A 14291-nucleotide genomic window follows, 5' to 3' on the forward strand; every position below is an offset into this window, starting at 1 on the left:
TTTCACCCATGTGCGCTGCTCTCTATTGGATAACTCGGAGGGAATATTTCGGCGACCGATGGATGCGCCCAGCTTCGCTCGGGATATTTGGCAATCAGTCCGTCAAACTGTTTCTGTATGCGTTCCCGGGCAGACATCATGTCGATGCCTGCAACCTCACCGAACAGCATGGAAGGACGCCCGTCGACAAAGGACGCCCGTGTTACCTTGCCGGATCCGCCGGTAACAAGCGTCGTGATCGGATCGATCGATGGCGCCATGATCGCATCGTCAAGGCCGAACACCGCAATATCCGCGCGCGCGCCCGATGAAAGATGGCCAAGGTCCGTTCTGCCAAGCGCTCGCGCACCGCCAAGCGTTGCAGCGTCGAAAAGATCAGCGCTGCGCACCCGGTCCGGCACCCCGTCATTGATACGCGATGTGATTAGGCCGATGAGCAGATTCATCAACATGTCGGCCGGTGCCGTGTCGGTGCCCATCGCAATATTGATCCCGCGGTTGCGGCATGCCGAAAACGAGTTCAGCGTATTGCCGCCACGGGCAGACACCAGCGGACAATGCACAATTGAAACACCGTTGGCCGCATAAAGGCGAAGATCTTCGTCCGTTGCGTTGGTTGCGTGCGGCGCAATCAGCCGCTCGCTCAAAAGTCCCGATTTCGCGAGCCAGACCGGCGCCGTCGAGCCATGCAGCGCACGGACCGTATCGACCTCCATGACGCCTTGCGCCATGTGCAAGCGGATCTTGCAACCGAGTTCGCGTGCTGCAGCGTCGGTGCGTTGCAGCAATCCGGCCGTGCATGTCTCGACGCGGTCGGGCGCAAGCATCCCCCGCACGAGATCTCCGTGACGGCCGGTCTGCCGTTCGATGAAGCGCACGGCGTCTTCCAGGCCGCGGAAGCCGCGCTGCTCATCGAACACCGGGCGTATATCCCCTGGATTTTCAAGGACCATACCGCCCGAGCGGTAGGCGGGACTGAGATAGACCCGCAAGCCGAGGTCTCCAGCCGCATCCGCAGCGGCATCGAACTCGCCAACGGTCTCACCCCACTCGCGATAGAACAGCGACGCGATCGGCGCGGCAGTGGTTATGCCGTTCAGCAGAAGCTGACCGAAGGCAAACCGCTTCTGGAAGGCCAGCTCTTCCGGCGTATACATCTCGTAGGGACCAGCCTCGACATAAGAGCGGGGCCAGACGCGCCCCTTGGCCCAACCCGGATGGTTGTCGATGCCGAGGATCGTCGTGTCGAGATCGGAGAGTGCATCGAGGTCGATGAACCCTGGACTGATCAGCGATCTCCCGAAATCGACACGGCGTGCCACTTCCCCCGGAAAGTGATGTCCGACGAACAGAATTTCGCCGTTCTCGAACACAACTTCTCCTTTATGGACAAGCCTATGGGCCCCATCCCGATGGCCAAGCACCCAATCGGCAGTCAACAGGGTCCGCCCTTCGGGCCTGCGGCCAAGCGTCAGCGTCTCGAATCCGGCTTTTGTCATGGCATGTCCACAATGGCTTGGCCTTGCCGTGCCGTGACACGTCCGCCCTTGATGACCAGCGGACGCGGGGCAATGTCGACAACCGCATGCGCCAGGGTCTCACCCGTCAGAAGGGTCAGGTCGGCCGTACACCCGACTTGCAGACCATAGCCCTCGATCTGCATCACGTCAGCACCACCCTGCGAAACGATATGCAGAACATGTTCAAGTTCGCGGTCTTTCCGCAGCCCGTTTTTCATGCCGATGATCTTGGCACGGTCGAGCATGTCCGGCTGGCCCCACGGCCCCCAGGTGTCGCGAATACCATCGCAGCCGCCGCCGACGCGTATGCCGGCTTCCTTCAGTCGCATGACCGACGGAACCGAAGCAGACGGCGCACCCGTGGTGAGGATCGCCACATCGAGTGCTGCGAGTTCATCCATCAGCTTTCCGACCCGCAGATAGTCGTTCATCCCGAGTGCGAACGCATGGCTAATGGCAACTTTACCCTGCATGCCGTTTGCGCGGATACGCTCAAAAATGAGCTCCATGGTGAATGCGCCGAGATCCCCGACCTCATGCAGATGAATATCGATCGGCCGTTGATGTTTGACGGCAAGCGTGAATATCGTGTCGAGCTGGCCCTTCGGGTCGCGATCTATACCGCAGGGATCGATCCCTCCCAGCACCTCACAGCCTTGCCGCAGTGCCTCGTCAAGCAGGTCGGCGGTGCCGGGCATGACCATGACACCGGATTGGGGGAAGGCAACGATTTCGATATCGATGATGCCGCGCAATTTCTCGCGGGTTTCCCAAACGCCTTCCACGATGGACAGGCCGTGGGTCGGGTCGATATCGACATGGCTGCGGATATGGGTTACACCATGCGCCGCCAGCCCGATCGCATGCCGCATGGACTGCCGGTGCGGATCAATACCGATAGCGCTGCGGTTCTCGCGCTCAAAATCAATGCGCTCGCGCAGTACAGCCGCCCGGTTGTTTTCGTGCCACGGCATGCCCCATGTCGTCTTGTCGAGATGCGTATGGGCATCAATGAGACCCGGAATGACAATGGAATTGCCTCCATCCTCGACCGGCATGCCGGGCTCCGGTGCGAATTGACCGAAACCGGCTATTTTCCCATCCTTGATCAGGACATCACAGCTGTCGCCAGCCATGGGCCGTACATTACGGAGCAATAGATTGGTCATGTGTCATCTACCTCAATTTCGGGTTTAGAGCGTCGCGCAACCAGTCGCCCAGCAGGTTCACCGCAACGACGAGAAGGCAAAGCTGGAGCACGGGAAACAGCACGATCCACCACGAACCGGAAAACAGGAACTGGTTGCCGATGCGGATCAAAGTTCCGAGCGACGGCTGGCTGGGTGGCATACCTATGCCGAGGAAAGACAGCGTCGCCTCAGTCAAAATCGCCATGCCGAAGTTCAATGTCGCTGCCACAAGGACCGGTGTGAGCGTGTTTGGCAGGATATGGTTGGCCATGATCCGGCGAGCCGGTACCTTGATGAGCCTGGCTGCGTGCACATAATCCTTGCCGCTCTCCACAATCGTCTGGGCGCGCACCGTGCGCGCATATTGAACCCATGCCGACAGCGCGATAGCAAACACCAGCACGGCCGAAGCCCCCATTTCCCGAAGGTCCGCGGGAAGCATCTGCCGAACGACCGTCGAAACCAGAATGGCGACGAGAATGGTCGGGATCGAAAGCGTAACATCGCCGATGCGCATCAGAAGGTTATCGACAAAGCCGCCGAAATAACCCGCCACGAGGCCGGCACTCATGCCAATCACAAGGGACAGGGCGACAGACGCTATGCCGATGAAAATGGAGATGCGTGTCCCGTAAAGGATGGCCGAGAGCATATCGCGGCCTTGCGTGTCGGTTCCGAGCAGATAGGGCCATTCGCCGTTTTGCTCCCAGATCGGCGGCAGTTCCGCCTTCCACATGTCCAGCTGCGCCCCGTCATAGGGATTTTGAGCCGCGATCAGCGGCGCAAACAGCGCCGTCAAGATCAGGACAGCTAGAATGACGGCACCCGCGATTGCCACCTTGCTGTGCGTGAATGACCACCAGAGGTCGCTGTTGCGCATGCGCCTGAGTAGCGGCGCGCGTGCAGGCCTTGGCGCTTTCGGTGTCTTCGATACGTCTGTTGTCATCGGACAGGTCCCTGACTCTGGGGCTAGCGTGTGCTGCGCAAACGCGGATCGATGACCGCATAAGCGATATCCACGAGCATATTCAGAACAACGAAAATGAAAGAGATGATGCACAGATAGGCCGCCATCACGGGGATGTCGATGAATGTTACAGCCTGGATGAACAGCATGCCCATACCCGGCCACTGGAACACGGTTTCGGTAATGAGTGCGAAAGCGATCAATGAGCCCACATTCATCGCCGTCATCGTGACAACTGGCATGAGGCAGTTTCTCAGTGCGTGGCGGAAATAGATGCGCCAGCGAGGAATGCCCCTCGCCCGGGCGAATTTAATGTAGTCGGACCGGAGCACTTCCAGCATCTCCGCCCGCACCAGCCGCATGATCAGCGTTATCTGGTAAAGCGACAGCGCGATTGACGGCAGGATGAGGGCGGCTCGCCCCGACGATGTCAGCAACCCGGTCGACCACCAGCCAAGTTTGACGACGTCGCCACGTCCAAATGCCGGCAGCCACCCCATGCTGACCGAGAACACCAGGATCAGCAGGATACCGACGACGAAACTCGGCAACGACACGCCGACAATGGAGAGGAACTGAAGCCCTTCTGTGTACCACTTGCCGCGCTTGATCGCCGTAAGAACGCCAAGAGGAATGCCGAACACCAGTGAAATCAGTGTTGCCACCAGCACCAGTTCCAGGGTTGCGGGAAACCGGTCTGCGATCAGCGTCAGAACATCCTGGCCGTTGCGATAGGAGATACCGAAATTGCCCTCAGCCGCATGGATGACAAAGCGGACATATTGGGTGGGCAGATTATCGTTGAGACCCAGCCGTTCACGCAGATTGTCGCGATCGGCCTGCGTCATCTGTTCATTCGCCATAAGCTCAACCGGATCGCCGGCAAGCCGGAAAATCAGGAAGGCGAGCATGGCCACTGCGAGCATCACCAGGATTGCGTTTGCCAAGCGCCTCACAATAAAAACCAGCATCTGTCGCCTCCCTTAATTCTGTCTGCCTTGAACCCGTCAAGGCAGACCGCCACGTCTACTTGGCAAAATGCGTCAACCAGTGACGGGGCTTGTTGTCGGGCAGTTGAACGATATGATCGATCTTGTCCGTCATCACCCAAGCCATGGGCTGCTGATGCAAGGGAAGCATGATGATCTCATCCTTGACCATCTGCAGGGCCTTGGTCTGCAACGCCAGCCGCTTGTTCCTGTCCATCTCCGTCGAGGCCTGCATGACCAGCTTGTCGATTTCGGGATAGCTCCAGCCGCCCCAATTGAAGACACCGGCATTGTCCGACTTCGTCTCAATCATCTGCAGCAGAATGGAGTAGCTGTCGAGCATCGGCTCGTTCGCCCAACCGATCAGATAGACATCAGCCTTGCCATTGGTCCGTTTGGGCGTTTGTGCCGCCACCGGCGCAATGTCAAGCTGCGGCTTGAAGCCCGCACGGCTCAGCATGTTGACCATGCCCTGGCAGAGCTCTTCCTCGTTGACATAGGCGTCTGTCGTGCACACGAGCGTGAACGCGAAATCCTTTGCCCCAGCCTCTACCAACAGCTTCTTTGACAGTTCCGGATCGTAGGAAACCGGCTTGTCGAGCGCCTCGGTATAGCCCGGAATTTCCGGCGCAATAATCGCACCCGCCGTACGCGATTTACCGCGCATGATCCGCTTCTGGATCAGTTGCGGGTCCAGCGCATGGGCGAATGCCTGCCGGACACGCAGATCATTGAACTTATTGTCATCGCCGTTGGTGAGCTTCGGCTTCCGATTGAACCCCATCATGACCGTCCGCAGATCGGTCCGTTCCATGACCTTGAGTTCGGGTTGGGCCGAGAGGCGCGGCAGGTCCTGGGAGGGCGCGTTATCGGTAAAATTGATCTCCCCCGACAGGAGCGCCGCAACGCGGGTGGCTGCCGATGTGATCGGGGTGAACTCGATACGGTCTATATTGGTTTCGGACTTGTCCCACCAATTCGGATTCTTGACGAGAACCGTCTTGCTGTCCGGCACCCGGCTTTCAATGGTGAAGGGGCCAGTGCCATTGGCATGATAGGTCGCATAGCCCTCGAGCTTTGCGCCGACGTCGGTCGGCTTCAACGAATTGTTCTCCGCAAGCCAAGCGGCGTTGAAAATGTGAATGTTGGTCAGATCGTTGAGCAGAAGCGGGTACGGCCCCGTCAGCTCGATGTCGATCGTATAGTCATCGACCTTTTTTGCCGATTTGTAGGCGGGCAGATTTCCACGCAAGGGCGAGGTCTTGTCACTCACGCGTGTGAGCGACGCCAAGACGTCATCGGCGGTAAAACCTGCGCCATTGTGGAATTTCACACCCTTGCGCAGATGAAACCGCCAGACCGTGTCCGACACCGTCTCCCACGATGTGGCAAGGGCTGGCTCAATTTTCAGCTTGGCGTCGTACCGGACCAGGCCTTCATAGACGTGGTTCAGGAAGGCAAGCGTATAGCTGTCACCGTAGGAATAGGGATCGAGCGAGTATATATCATGGGGCGCGCCCCATTTGAGTGTTGCGGCTTGGCCTGGAAAAATCAGGCTCATTGCCACCGTGGCCGCGAGGCCTAGTTGCTTCAACATTGTGGTTTGCTCCGCTTCTGGACGTTTGCCGCCTCCTTGAACGGAGGTCTTGCCTTGGTTATCAGCCAGCGCCAAAGGCGCTGCAGATCAGTCTGTCATGCGTGTCAGCCAATGCCGCGGCTTGTTGTCGGCCCGGATCACGACATTCTCGATTTTGCTGGTCATGGCCCATGCCATCGGCTGCTGGTGCAGTGGGATCATGATCGCCTGATCCTTCGCAAATTTCAGCGCGGTGTTTTCAATCGCCAGACGCTTGTCGCGGTCCTGCTCCGTGGCGGCCTCTTTGACCATCTTGTCGAGTTCGGGATAGGACCAGCCGCCGTAATTTGCGACGCCATCGGCACCGTGACGGGTGGAAAGCACCTGAACCAGGATCGAGTAGGCATCGAGCGTGGGTTCGTTGGCCCAGCCCACCATGTACACGTCGGATTTACCGCTCGAGCGTTTTGGTGTCTGCACGGCACGCGGGCCGATATCAAGCGTCGGCTTGAAGCCGGCACGCGTCAGCATGTTGACGACACCAGAGCAAACGTCCTCCTCGTTCACACTTTCATCGTTCATGCAAAGATAGGTAAAGGCAAGATCGCTCTTCCCGGCCTCGGCCAGAAGCTTGCGCGACAATTGCGGATCATAGGTTGCAGGCTTGTCCAGCTCTGCGCTGTAGCCCGGTATCTCCGGCGCAACCAAAGCACCGGCGGGATGCGCCAATCCGCGCATGACCTTCTTGTTGATGAGGTCCCGGTCAATTGCATGATCGAACGCCTGCCGCACCCGCAGATCGTTGAATGGATTGTCACGCCCGTCCGTCAGCTTTTCCCGGCGATTGAATGCAATGGAAATGGTTCGCAGATCCGAGCGCTTGTCGACCTTGATGCCCGGCGTCGATTCAAGGCGGCCGATATCCTGGATAGGCGCCGCATCAACCAGATCGACTTCCCCGGACAACAGAGCAGCAACCCGCGTTGCCGCAGATGTAATCGGTGTAAACTCGATGCGATCGATATTGTGCTTCTTCTCGTCCCACCAGCCGTCGTTCACGACAAGGATTGTCTTGCTGTCTGGAACGCGGCTTTCAAGCTTGAAAGGCCCGGTCCCGTTGGTGTGGTAGGTTGTATAGCCTTCGACTTGCGCGCCCACGTCGGTGGGCTTTTCGCTCTTGTTGTCGATCAGCCATTGCGCATTGAACATGAAGATGTTCGTCAGATCATTGAGAAAGAGCGGCGACGGTGCCGAGACTTCAATATCGACCGTATAATTGTCGACCTTTTTCGACCCGACGTAGAGAGGAATGTTGCCCCTGAGCGGCGAGCTCGGATCACTCACACGCTTGAGCGATGCAATGACATCATCAGCATTGAAATCCGCGCCATTATGGAACTTCACGCCCTGGCGGAGCTTGAAACGCCAGTATTTGTTGTCGATCAGCTGCCATTCCGTGGCCAGCGCCGGAACAACCTTGAATTCAGGCGTGTAACGGACCAGGCCTTCATAAATATGATTGAGAAATGCCAGGTTGGATGTCGAGCCGTAGGAATAGGGATCGAGGGAGAATATGTCCCGCTGCCCGGCCCACCGCAGCGTCGCAGCCTCTGCCGCTGTTCCAAACAATAGCAACGATGTCATTGCCACCAAGACGGATTTTCGCAGTCGCGCCATCGGCATTTCCTCCTCATGTGTGCCCCGTCGCTAGGCTTTCCCGCGACTTTTATTTCCCTCCATAGGCCACAAGGATTTGGCTTTGTCAACGATATTGTCGACAATTTTCTCTGTTATTGGCACCAATAAAGTATACAGTTCATGCGCAACCACCGCTGAAATCGCTGGCGCGCAAATTTCGTAAAATCAACGGGCTTGGACAAGTAGGAATGGCGTTGCTGGCCCATATGACGTTTAATGAGTGCGGGATGTCCGGGGGTAACATGATTGAACAAAAGCCGTTGAGCCTGGCGTCGCGGATCGCCTATTTTGTCTCCAGCCTCATGTTCGCGATCTTGATGACCATTGGGTTATCGGTTGTATATCTTGCAGCACTATCCAACCCCGCGGTGAGCAGGATTGATGTTGGTGGCTTTATGGTCGGGATGTTGTTTGTCTGCACGCTGCTCATTGCGGCTTGCTGGCTCGCCTATCTTCCGCTTCGCCGGCATCATGGACTTATCCGAATTGTCACAACTGCCTTCTGTCTTTTGATCGCTATATCCGTCGTTCTCATCGTGTTCATTGACTGGGGTTAAAAATCAGGTTGCAAACGGACGGACCGTCCGCGTTATGGCTCGCGCTTCGGACGTGGCGCTGCTAAAACGCTCACGCTCATTGATTGACAACCGTAGGGGCACTGGAATGAATTCAATGCGTCGCGGTGTGCTCGCGTTTTTGGGTGGCCTCATGATGGGCAAGCCTTCTCTCAGCACGGCGTCCAGCAAGCTTCCGGCATACGCTGCATCGCGCTCCAGCTACACGCCGCGCCATGTGCTTTGTTTTCTTGGCGGTGAGCATGGCCTTCCAGCCCTGGTCGAAAATGCCCGCGCCGCCATAGAGAAACTGGCAGGTGGTTTTATCGCCGATGAAGATGGCTCCCGGAATGAACCTGATGACCGGATGGAGCGATCGTTCAACGTCTGCTGGGATCGCGTCGATCCCGAGGCCTATCAGGACACTGACGAAAAAGCCGTCGCCGGGCACGGGTCTGTCCTCTACGTGCTCGGCCCGTCGATGACGGCGGAAACAACCGTAACGACATCCGCAAAAGCCTTGCAGCTTGTGCAATACATGCTTGATCACGGGGCCATTGCCGTGAAGGGCGAAAGCGCAGGGGTCGCCCATGGCGTGCAGCGATGGAAGGAACTGGCTGAACAGGCCCGCAACGCATCGGCATCTGGTGATGTCATGGCACTCGCAAGAACCTGCCGTCTGGCCTTCGCGCGCCGGCCCATCGGTGACGACGTCGATGGCATGGCCAGCGTCGGGTTCCATTTGGTTGGGTTGCCCGATGTCCTGGTAACCACCGTTCGTCCGGCAGATCAACGGCCGTCAACCAACGCCGAGCAGCTCAAGATTGCGGCTCTGATCGACGATATCGCCGACGAAATGACCCGGGATGGCGTTGAAACCGCCGTAGCGGATCGTCGTGCCGCTCTATCCAGCGATACCCGCTACGAGGAAGACGAGTACAAATTCAATCCGTTCGGGGTTGTGCATATTCAAGTGAACAAGCTTTAGCGAAGCGATATTTGTGAGCCGCCATCGGCACGACGTGATTACCTTCGCCCGGTTGACGGGACATGAGCCTACACCTTTAACGGGAAATTCTTTGCCGGACTGATTGACTTATCACGTGCGCAGGATGACAATTTCAGCCAGGAGGGGTTTTCATGAAATATTGTGTCCTTCTTATCGGCTTTTCAGTCGCTGTCCTTTCCGCAGGCGGAGCGCACTCCCAGGAGGGGGACGCCACGGCGGGCGCAGCCGTTTTCAAAAAATGCGGCATCTGCCATGTGGCGGAGACAGATACGAACAAAGTGGGGCCTTCGTTGAATGGCCTGTTCGGCAGAACAGCCGGAACACATGCAGGTTTCGGTTATTCACCGTCGATGACGGATGCAGGCAAAGCTGGTCTTGTGTGGAATGAGACCTCGCTGCGAGACTATCTGCATGACCCCAAGGCCAAGGTAAAAGGCACGAAAATGGCCTTCCCCGGATTGAAGGACGATGGCGATATCTCCAATCTGATCGCCTATCTGAAACAGTTTTCCAAGTAATTCTTCCTCCCGTTGAGAATGAACGGGTATGAATATCTGGTGAACACCTGAGGAAACACAGCTCATGCGCGCGTCTTTTCTGGCCTGATTGCCTGTCTTATCCGTTCATGAGATAATAGATTTGTCTTTCCCAAGATGCGACCCATGTCCACACCCAGTAAAGGCCGGGAGGGCGGAAAATGGCAGTCGTGGTAATTCTGATCGTCATAGCCGTCGGCTCGGTAGTGTTTCACCTGCTGAGCCCATGGTGGTGGACGCCTATAGCGTCGAACTGGGACTATATCGACAACACCATTATCATAACGTTCTGGATCACCGGGGTCGTTTTCGTCGCCGTGGTTCTATTCATCGCGTTTTGTGTCTACCGTTTCCGGCACAATCCCGGCAAACGCGCCGCATACGAGCCGGAAAACAGGATACTGGAGTTCTGGCTGGCGACCGTGACTGCCGTTGGTGTCGCTGCGATGCTGGCGCCGGGCCTGTTTGTCTGGAACCAATTCATTACGGTTCCGAACGATGCCACGGAAGTGGAAGTGGTTGGGCAACAGTGGTTGTGGAGCTTTCGACTTCCGGGAAAAGATGGGCGGCTGGGAACTTCCGAGACCAGCGATGTCAGTTCGGATAACCCTTTGGGGATCAATAAAAGGGACCCGGCGAGCCTTGATGATATCATCATACAAGGCGGTGAATTGCATTTGCCCGTCGGCAAACCTGTCAAGATGTTGCTGCGCTCCCTCGACGTAGTGCACGATTTTTACGTCCCCGAGTTCCGGGCCAAGATGGATATGATCCCGGGATCGGTGAGCTATTACTGGTTTATCCCGACACGAACGGGAACTTTTGAGGTTCTTTGCGCAGAGCTCTGCGGCGTTGGTCACCCGCAGATGCGCGGGACGGTCGTCGTTGACACCGAGGCAGACTATCAGACGTGGCTGCAGCAGCAGCAGACTTTTTCCCAGATGATGGCATCGGCAGGAGACGTGCAGACGGCAAAATGAGAATGGTCGCCCTCCGGGAGAAGGGGCATTAAAGGTCGGGAGTATAGGGAATGGTCAATATTCCAGCTGGTATCGATGACACGGTTCCGTTAGCGGAAGTCGCCGATGTCGAGCTTTACCACCCGAAGAGCTGGTGGACGACCTATGTCTTCAGTCAGGACGCCAAGGTCATCGCCATCCAGTACTCCGTCACCGCCATATCGATCGGCTTCGTGGCCCTCGTCTTGTCATGGCTCATGCGGATACAGCTCGCCTTTCCCGGCGCGCTTTCCTTCATCGATGCGGAACACTACTACCAGTTCATCACGATGCACGGCATGATCATGGTGATCTATCTCTTGACCGCATTGTTTCTCGGCGGCTTCGGCAATTACCTCATCCCGCTGATGCTGGGTGCCCGGGATATGGTGTTCCCCTATGCAAACATGTTGAGCTACTGGCTTTACCTGCTCGCCGTGCTCGTGCTTGTGGCTGGCTTCTTTGTGCCCGGCGGGCCGACGGGCGCGGGGTGGACGCTTTATCCGCCCCAATCCATTCTTTCCGGCACCCCCGGGGGAAAAGACTGGGGCATCATCCTGATGCTGACCTCGCTCATCCTCTTCATCATTGGCTTCACGATGGGGGGGCTGAATTATGTGGTCACAGTCCTGCAGGGGCGCGCAAGAGGCATGACCCTGATGCGCATGCCCCTGACAATCTGGGGCATATTCACGGCGACCGTTATGGCCTTGCTGGCGTTTCCGGCACTCTTCGTTGCCTCAGTCATGATGTTGTTCGACCGGGTTCTTGGAACCAGCTTCTTCATGCCCGCCATCGTCGAAATGGGTGAGCATCTGAAGAATGGCGGCGGCAGCCCCATCCTCTTCCAGCACCTGTTCTGGTTTTTCGGTCACCCGGAAGTCTACATCGTCGCTCTGCCGGCCTTCGGCATCGTATCGGACCTCATCAGCACGCATGCGCGCAAGAATATATTCGGCTACCGCATGATGGTGTGGGCAATCGTGGGGATCGGTGCGCTCAGTTTCGTGGTTTGGGCACACCACATGTATGTCAGCGGGATGAACCCCAAATTCGGGTTCTTCTTCGCCACGACCACGCTGATTATTGCCGTGCCCACCGCTATCAAGGTCTATAACTGGGTGCTTACTTTGTGGCGGGGTGACATCCATCTGACCTTGCCAATGCTGTTCGCTCTCGGGTTCATGGTCACATTCGTCAACGGCGGATTGACGGGACTATTTCTCGGCAATGTCGTCGTCGACGTCCCGCTGGCCAAGACGCTGTTTGTCGTTGCGCATTTTCACATGGTCATGGGCGTTGCCCCCATTATGGTGGTCTTCGGGGCGATCTATCATTGGTATCCCAAAGTCACCGGGCGAATGCTCGACGAAACACTGGGCAGAGTGCACTTTTTTGTCACCTTCCTTGGGGCCTACGCTATCTTCTTTCCCATGCATTATCTCGGACTGCTGGGCGTGCCACGCCGCTATTCCGAATTGGGCGATACGGCATTCATTCCGCCATCCGTGCAGGCCCTGAATGAATTCATCACGATCATGGCGCTGATCGTCGGGGCAGCACAAATCCTCTTCCTGTTCAACTTGGCCTGGAGCGTGCGCAGGGGCAAGGAGGCTGGCGGCAATCCCTGGCGGGCAACGACGCTCGAATGGCAGACGCCGCAGACACCGCCGGCCCATGGCAATTGGGGCAAGGAGCTGCCCGTGGTCTACCGTTGGGCCTATGATTACAGCGTTCCAGGCGCAGCCCAGGATTTCATTCCGCAGAACCAGCCCAATGGCGACCGAATTTCCAGGGAGCCCGCATCGTGAGCACTATTCTGGTTTTCCTGGCCGGGCTCGCCGTCATCATCACGTGGTGGATGGCGCAGCAGCGCCTGACCTCCAAACCTTGGCTTGAAGTCAATGCAACCAGTGATATTCCAGCATGGACCAGGTCTGCCATCGCCACCGAGAAAATCGGTCTGGGCGTATTCCTGGCCGTTGTCGGCGCCTTGTTCACTCTGTTCATCAGTGCTTACTTCATGCGGATGGGACTGCAGGATTGGTGGGCTATCCCGCTTCCGCGGATACTTTGGCTCAACACGGGCATACTGGTGATAAGCAGCGTCGCACTGCAACGGGCCAAGACTGAAGCCGCACGCAGCAACGACAGCGCCTTGAGGCTTGCCCTTATGACGGCTCTTGCCGCCACCACCGGATTTCTGATCGGACAGTTGTTCGCATGGAAGGAGCTCGTCACTGCCGGCTACGTCATAGCAGACAATCCGGCGAACAGTTTTTTCTACCTGATTACCGGAATGCATGGCCTGCATATTCTTGGCGGACTCTTCGTGCTGAGCCGTACGACGTCCCGGGTATGGCAGGGCGCTCCGCTCCCCAAGGTCCGGCTGAGCATCGAACTGTGCACCATGTACTGGCATTTCATGCTGGTGGTGTGGCTGGTTCTGTTTGCTCTGTTTGCCGGTTGGGCCAATGATTTCATCGCCATCTGCCGCCAAGTGCTCAACTAGGACGTTTGACCCATGTCTCAATCCTCCGCACAAGCAAAACCCGAGATCGCCCTTCCCCGGCCTGCCGGCCTGCGCGGCTTCGCATCTGACTGGGCCTCCGATCAGCGCGCGTTTAAAAACGTCTCCTGGGGCAAGGCCATGATGTGGATCTTTCTGCTCAGCGATACGTTCATCTTCGGGTGTTTTCTGGTCGCCTACATGACGGCGCGGGTGTCAACGGCCATTGCCTGGCCAAACCCCAGCACGGTCTTCGCGCTCAATATCGGCGGCAAGGAAATCCCGCTGATCCTGATCGCCATCATGACCTTTGTCCTCATCAGCAGTTCAGGGACAATGGCTATGGCCGTCAATTATGGTTATCGGCGTGATCGCCGCAAAGCCGCGATCCTCATGCTGATTACAGCATTGTTCGGTGCGATCTTTGTCGGCATGCAGGCTTTCGAATGGACTAAACTGATCACCGAGGGCGTCCGCCCATGGGGAAATCCGTGGGGCGCTGCGCAGTTCGGGTCGACGTTTTTCATGATCACCGGCTTTCACGGCACACATGTCAGCATCGGCGTCATTTTCCTTATCATCATCGCGCGCAAGGTCTGGCGGGGCGATTTTGATACGGAAAGACGCGGCTTTTTCACCAGCCGCAAAGGCAATTACGAGATCGTCGAAATCATGGGCCTGTACTGGCACTTCGTCGATCTCGTCTGGGTTTTCATCTTCGCATTTTTCTATTTGTGGTGAGGAT

General features: G+C 57.2%; 13 protein-coding genes. 7 read left to right on the top strand and 6 right to left on the bottom strand.

The window, feature by feature from the left end; all coding sequences use genetic code 11:
• Window positions 1-2 precede the first annotated feature (2 nt).
• From ACP7B1_RS13110 to ACP7B1_RS13135, 6 genes are all read right to left on the bottom strand, one after another.
• Entirely contained in the window at window positions 3-1499 is a 1497-nt protein-coding gene (locus ACP7B1_RS13110; protein ID WP_346308323.1) for an amidohydrolase family protein, read from the bottom strand.
• The gene (locus tag ACP7B1_RS13115; protein WP_346308322.1) at window positions 1496-2689 is read right to left on the bottom strand and encodes an amidohydrolase family protein; all 1194 of its coding nucleotides are present in this window, start codon (window positions 2687-2689) and stop codon (window positions 1496-1498) included. Before ACP7B1_RS13115 ends, ACP7B1_RS13110 begins: the two co-directional genes overlap by 4 nt.
• A 7-nt stretch (window positions 2690-2696) precedes the next feature.
• Entirely contained in the window at window positions 2697-3656 is a 960-nt protein-coding gene (locus ACP7B1_RS13120; RefSeq protein WP_346308321.1) for an ABC transporter permease, read from the bottom strand.
• Between the two features lie 23 nt (window positions 3657-3679).
• Window positions 3680-4648 carry an ABC transporter permease gene (locus tag ACP7B1_RS13125; RefSeq protein ID WP_223614328.1) on the bottom strand — a complete coding sequence of 323 codons (969 nt, stop codon included), beginning with the start codon at window positions 4646-4648 and terminating at the stop codon, window positions 3680-3682.
• A 55-nt stretch (window positions 4649-4703) separates the two neighbouring features.
• Window positions 4704-6263: an ABC transporter substrate-binding protein gene (locus tag ACP7B1_RS13130; protein ID WP_346308320.1), complete on the bottom strand. Its 1560-nt coding sequence runs from the start codon at window positions 6261-6263 to the stop codon at window positions 4704-4706.
• An 87-nt stretch (window positions 6264-6350) separates the two neighbouring features.
• Window positions 6351-7919, bottom strand: a complete 1569-nt coding sequence (locus ACP7B1_RS13135; protein ID WP_403183056.1) for an ABC transporter substrate-binding protein — start codon at window positions 7917-7919, stop codon at window positions 6351-6353.
• 209 nt (window positions 7920-8128) lie between these two features.
• On the opposite strand from ACP7B1_RS13135, the gene ACP7B1_RS13140 reads away from it, so the two are divergent.
• The 7 genes from ACP7B1_RS13140 to ACP7B1_RS13170 all read left to right on the top strand — a co-directional run bounded on the left by ACP7B1_RS13140 (window position 8129) and on the right by ACP7B1_RS13170 (window position 14287).
• Window positions 8129-8497: a hypothetical protein gene (locus ACP7B1_RS13140; protein WP_346308318.1), complete on the top strand. Its 369-nt coding sequence runs from the start codon at window positions 8129-8131 to the stop codon at window positions 8495-8497.
• A 106-nt stretch (window positions 8498-8603) separates the two neighbouring features.
• Window positions 8604-9482: a hypothetical protein gene (locus tag ACP7B1_RS13145; protein ID WP_346308325.1), complete on the top strand. Its 879-nt coding sequence runs from the start codon at window positions 8604-8606 to the stop codon at window positions 9480-9482.
• Between the two features lie 152 nt (window positions 9483-9634).
• On the top strand, window positions 9635-10021 hold the full coding sequence (locus ACP7B1_RS13150; RefSeq protein ID WP_346308317.1) for a cytochrome c family protein: 387 nt from the start codon (window positions 9635-9637) through the stop codon (window positions 10019-10021).
• A gap of 179 nt (window positions 10022-10200) precedes the next feature.
• Window positions 10201-11019, top strand: a complete 819-nt coding sequence (locus ACP7B1_RS13155) for a cytochrome c oxidase subunit II (RefSeq protein WP_346308316.1) — start codon at window positions 10201-10203, stop codon at window positions 11017-11019.
• A gap of 50 nt (window positions 11020-11069) precedes the next feature.
• Window positions 11070-12848: a cytochrome c oxidase subunit I gene (ctaD, locus tag ACP7B1_RS13160; RefSeq protein WP_346308315.1), complete on the top strand. Its 1779-nt coding sequence runs from the start codon at window positions 11070-11072 to the stop codon at window positions 12846-12848.
• Window positions 12845-13549, top strand: coding sequence for a cytochrome c oxidase subunit 3 (locus tag ACP7B1_RS13165; RefSeq protein ID WP_288191504.1), 705 nt, complete (start codon window positions 12845-12847; stop codon window positions 13547-13549). Before ctaD ends, ACP7B1_RS13165 begins: the two co-directional genes overlap by 4 nt.
• 12 nt (window positions 13550-13561) lie before the next feature.
• A complete protein-coding gene (locus ACP7B1_RS13170; RefSeq protein WP_288191505.1) occupies window positions 13562-14287 on the top strand; it encodes a heme-copper oxidase subunit III family protein in 726 nt (241 codons plus the stop codon).
• The last annotated feature ends 4 nt before the right edge of the window (window positions 14288-14291 follow it).

Origin of the sequence: Phyllobacterium sp. SL163 (assembly GCF_049896885.1) — a bacterium.
GTDB lineage: Bacteria > Pseudomonadota > Alphaproteobacteria > Rhizobiales > Rhizobiaceae > Phyllobacterium > Phyllobacterium calauticae.

Bases quoted from the DNA above. Each gene is read 5' to 3' on its own strand.
- ACP7B1_RS13110 (WP_346308323.1), bottom strand. From the start codon at position 1,499: ATGACAAAAGCCGGATTCGAGACGCTGACGCTTGGCCGCAGGCCCGAA.
- ACP7B1_RS13115 (WP_346308322.1), bottom strand. From the start codon at position 2,689: ATGACCAATCTATTGCTCCGTAATGTACGGCCCATGGCTGGCGACAGC.
- ACP7B1_RS13120 (WP_346308321.1), bottom strand. From the start codon at position 3,656: ATGACAACAGACGTATCGAAGACACCGAAAGCGCCAAGGCCTGCACGC.
- ACP7B1_RS13125 (WP_223614328.1), bottom strand. From the start codon at position 4,648: ATGCTGGTTTTTATTGTGAGGCGCTTGGCAAACGCAATCCTGGTGATG.
- ACP7B1_RS13130 (WP_346308320.1), bottom strand. From the start codon at position 6,263: ATGTTGAAGCAACTAGGCCTCGCGGCCACGGTGGCAATGAGCCTGATT.
- ACP7B1_RS13135 (WP_403183056.1), bottom strand. From the start codon at position 7,919: ATGGCGCGACTGCGAAAATCCGTCTTGGTGGCAATGACATCGTTGCTA.
- ACP7B1_RS13140 (WP_346308318.1), top strand. From the start codon at position 8,129: ATGGCGTTGCTGGCCCATATGACGTTTAATGAGTGCGGGATGTCCGGG.
- ACP7B1_RS13145 (WP_346308325.1), top strand. From the start codon at position 8,604: ATGAATTCAATGCGTCGCGGTGTGCTCGCGTTTTTGGGTGGCCTCATG.
- ACP7B1_RS13150 (WP_346308317.1), top strand. From the start codon at position 9,635: ATGAAATATTGTGTCCTTCTTATCGGCTTTTCAGTCGCTGTCCTTTCC.
- ACP7B1_RS13155 (WP_346308316.1), top strand. From the start codon at position 10,201: ATGGCAGTCGTGGTAATTCTGATCGTCATAGCCGTCGGCTCGGTAGTG.
- ctaD (WP_346308315.1), top strand. From the start codon at position 11,070: ATGGTCAATATTCCAGCTGGTATCGATGACACGGTTCCGTTAGCGGAA.
- ACP7B1_RS13170 (WP_288191505.1), top strand. From the start codon at position 13,562: ATGTCTCAATCCTCCGCACAAGCAAAACCCGAGATCGCCCTTCCCCGG.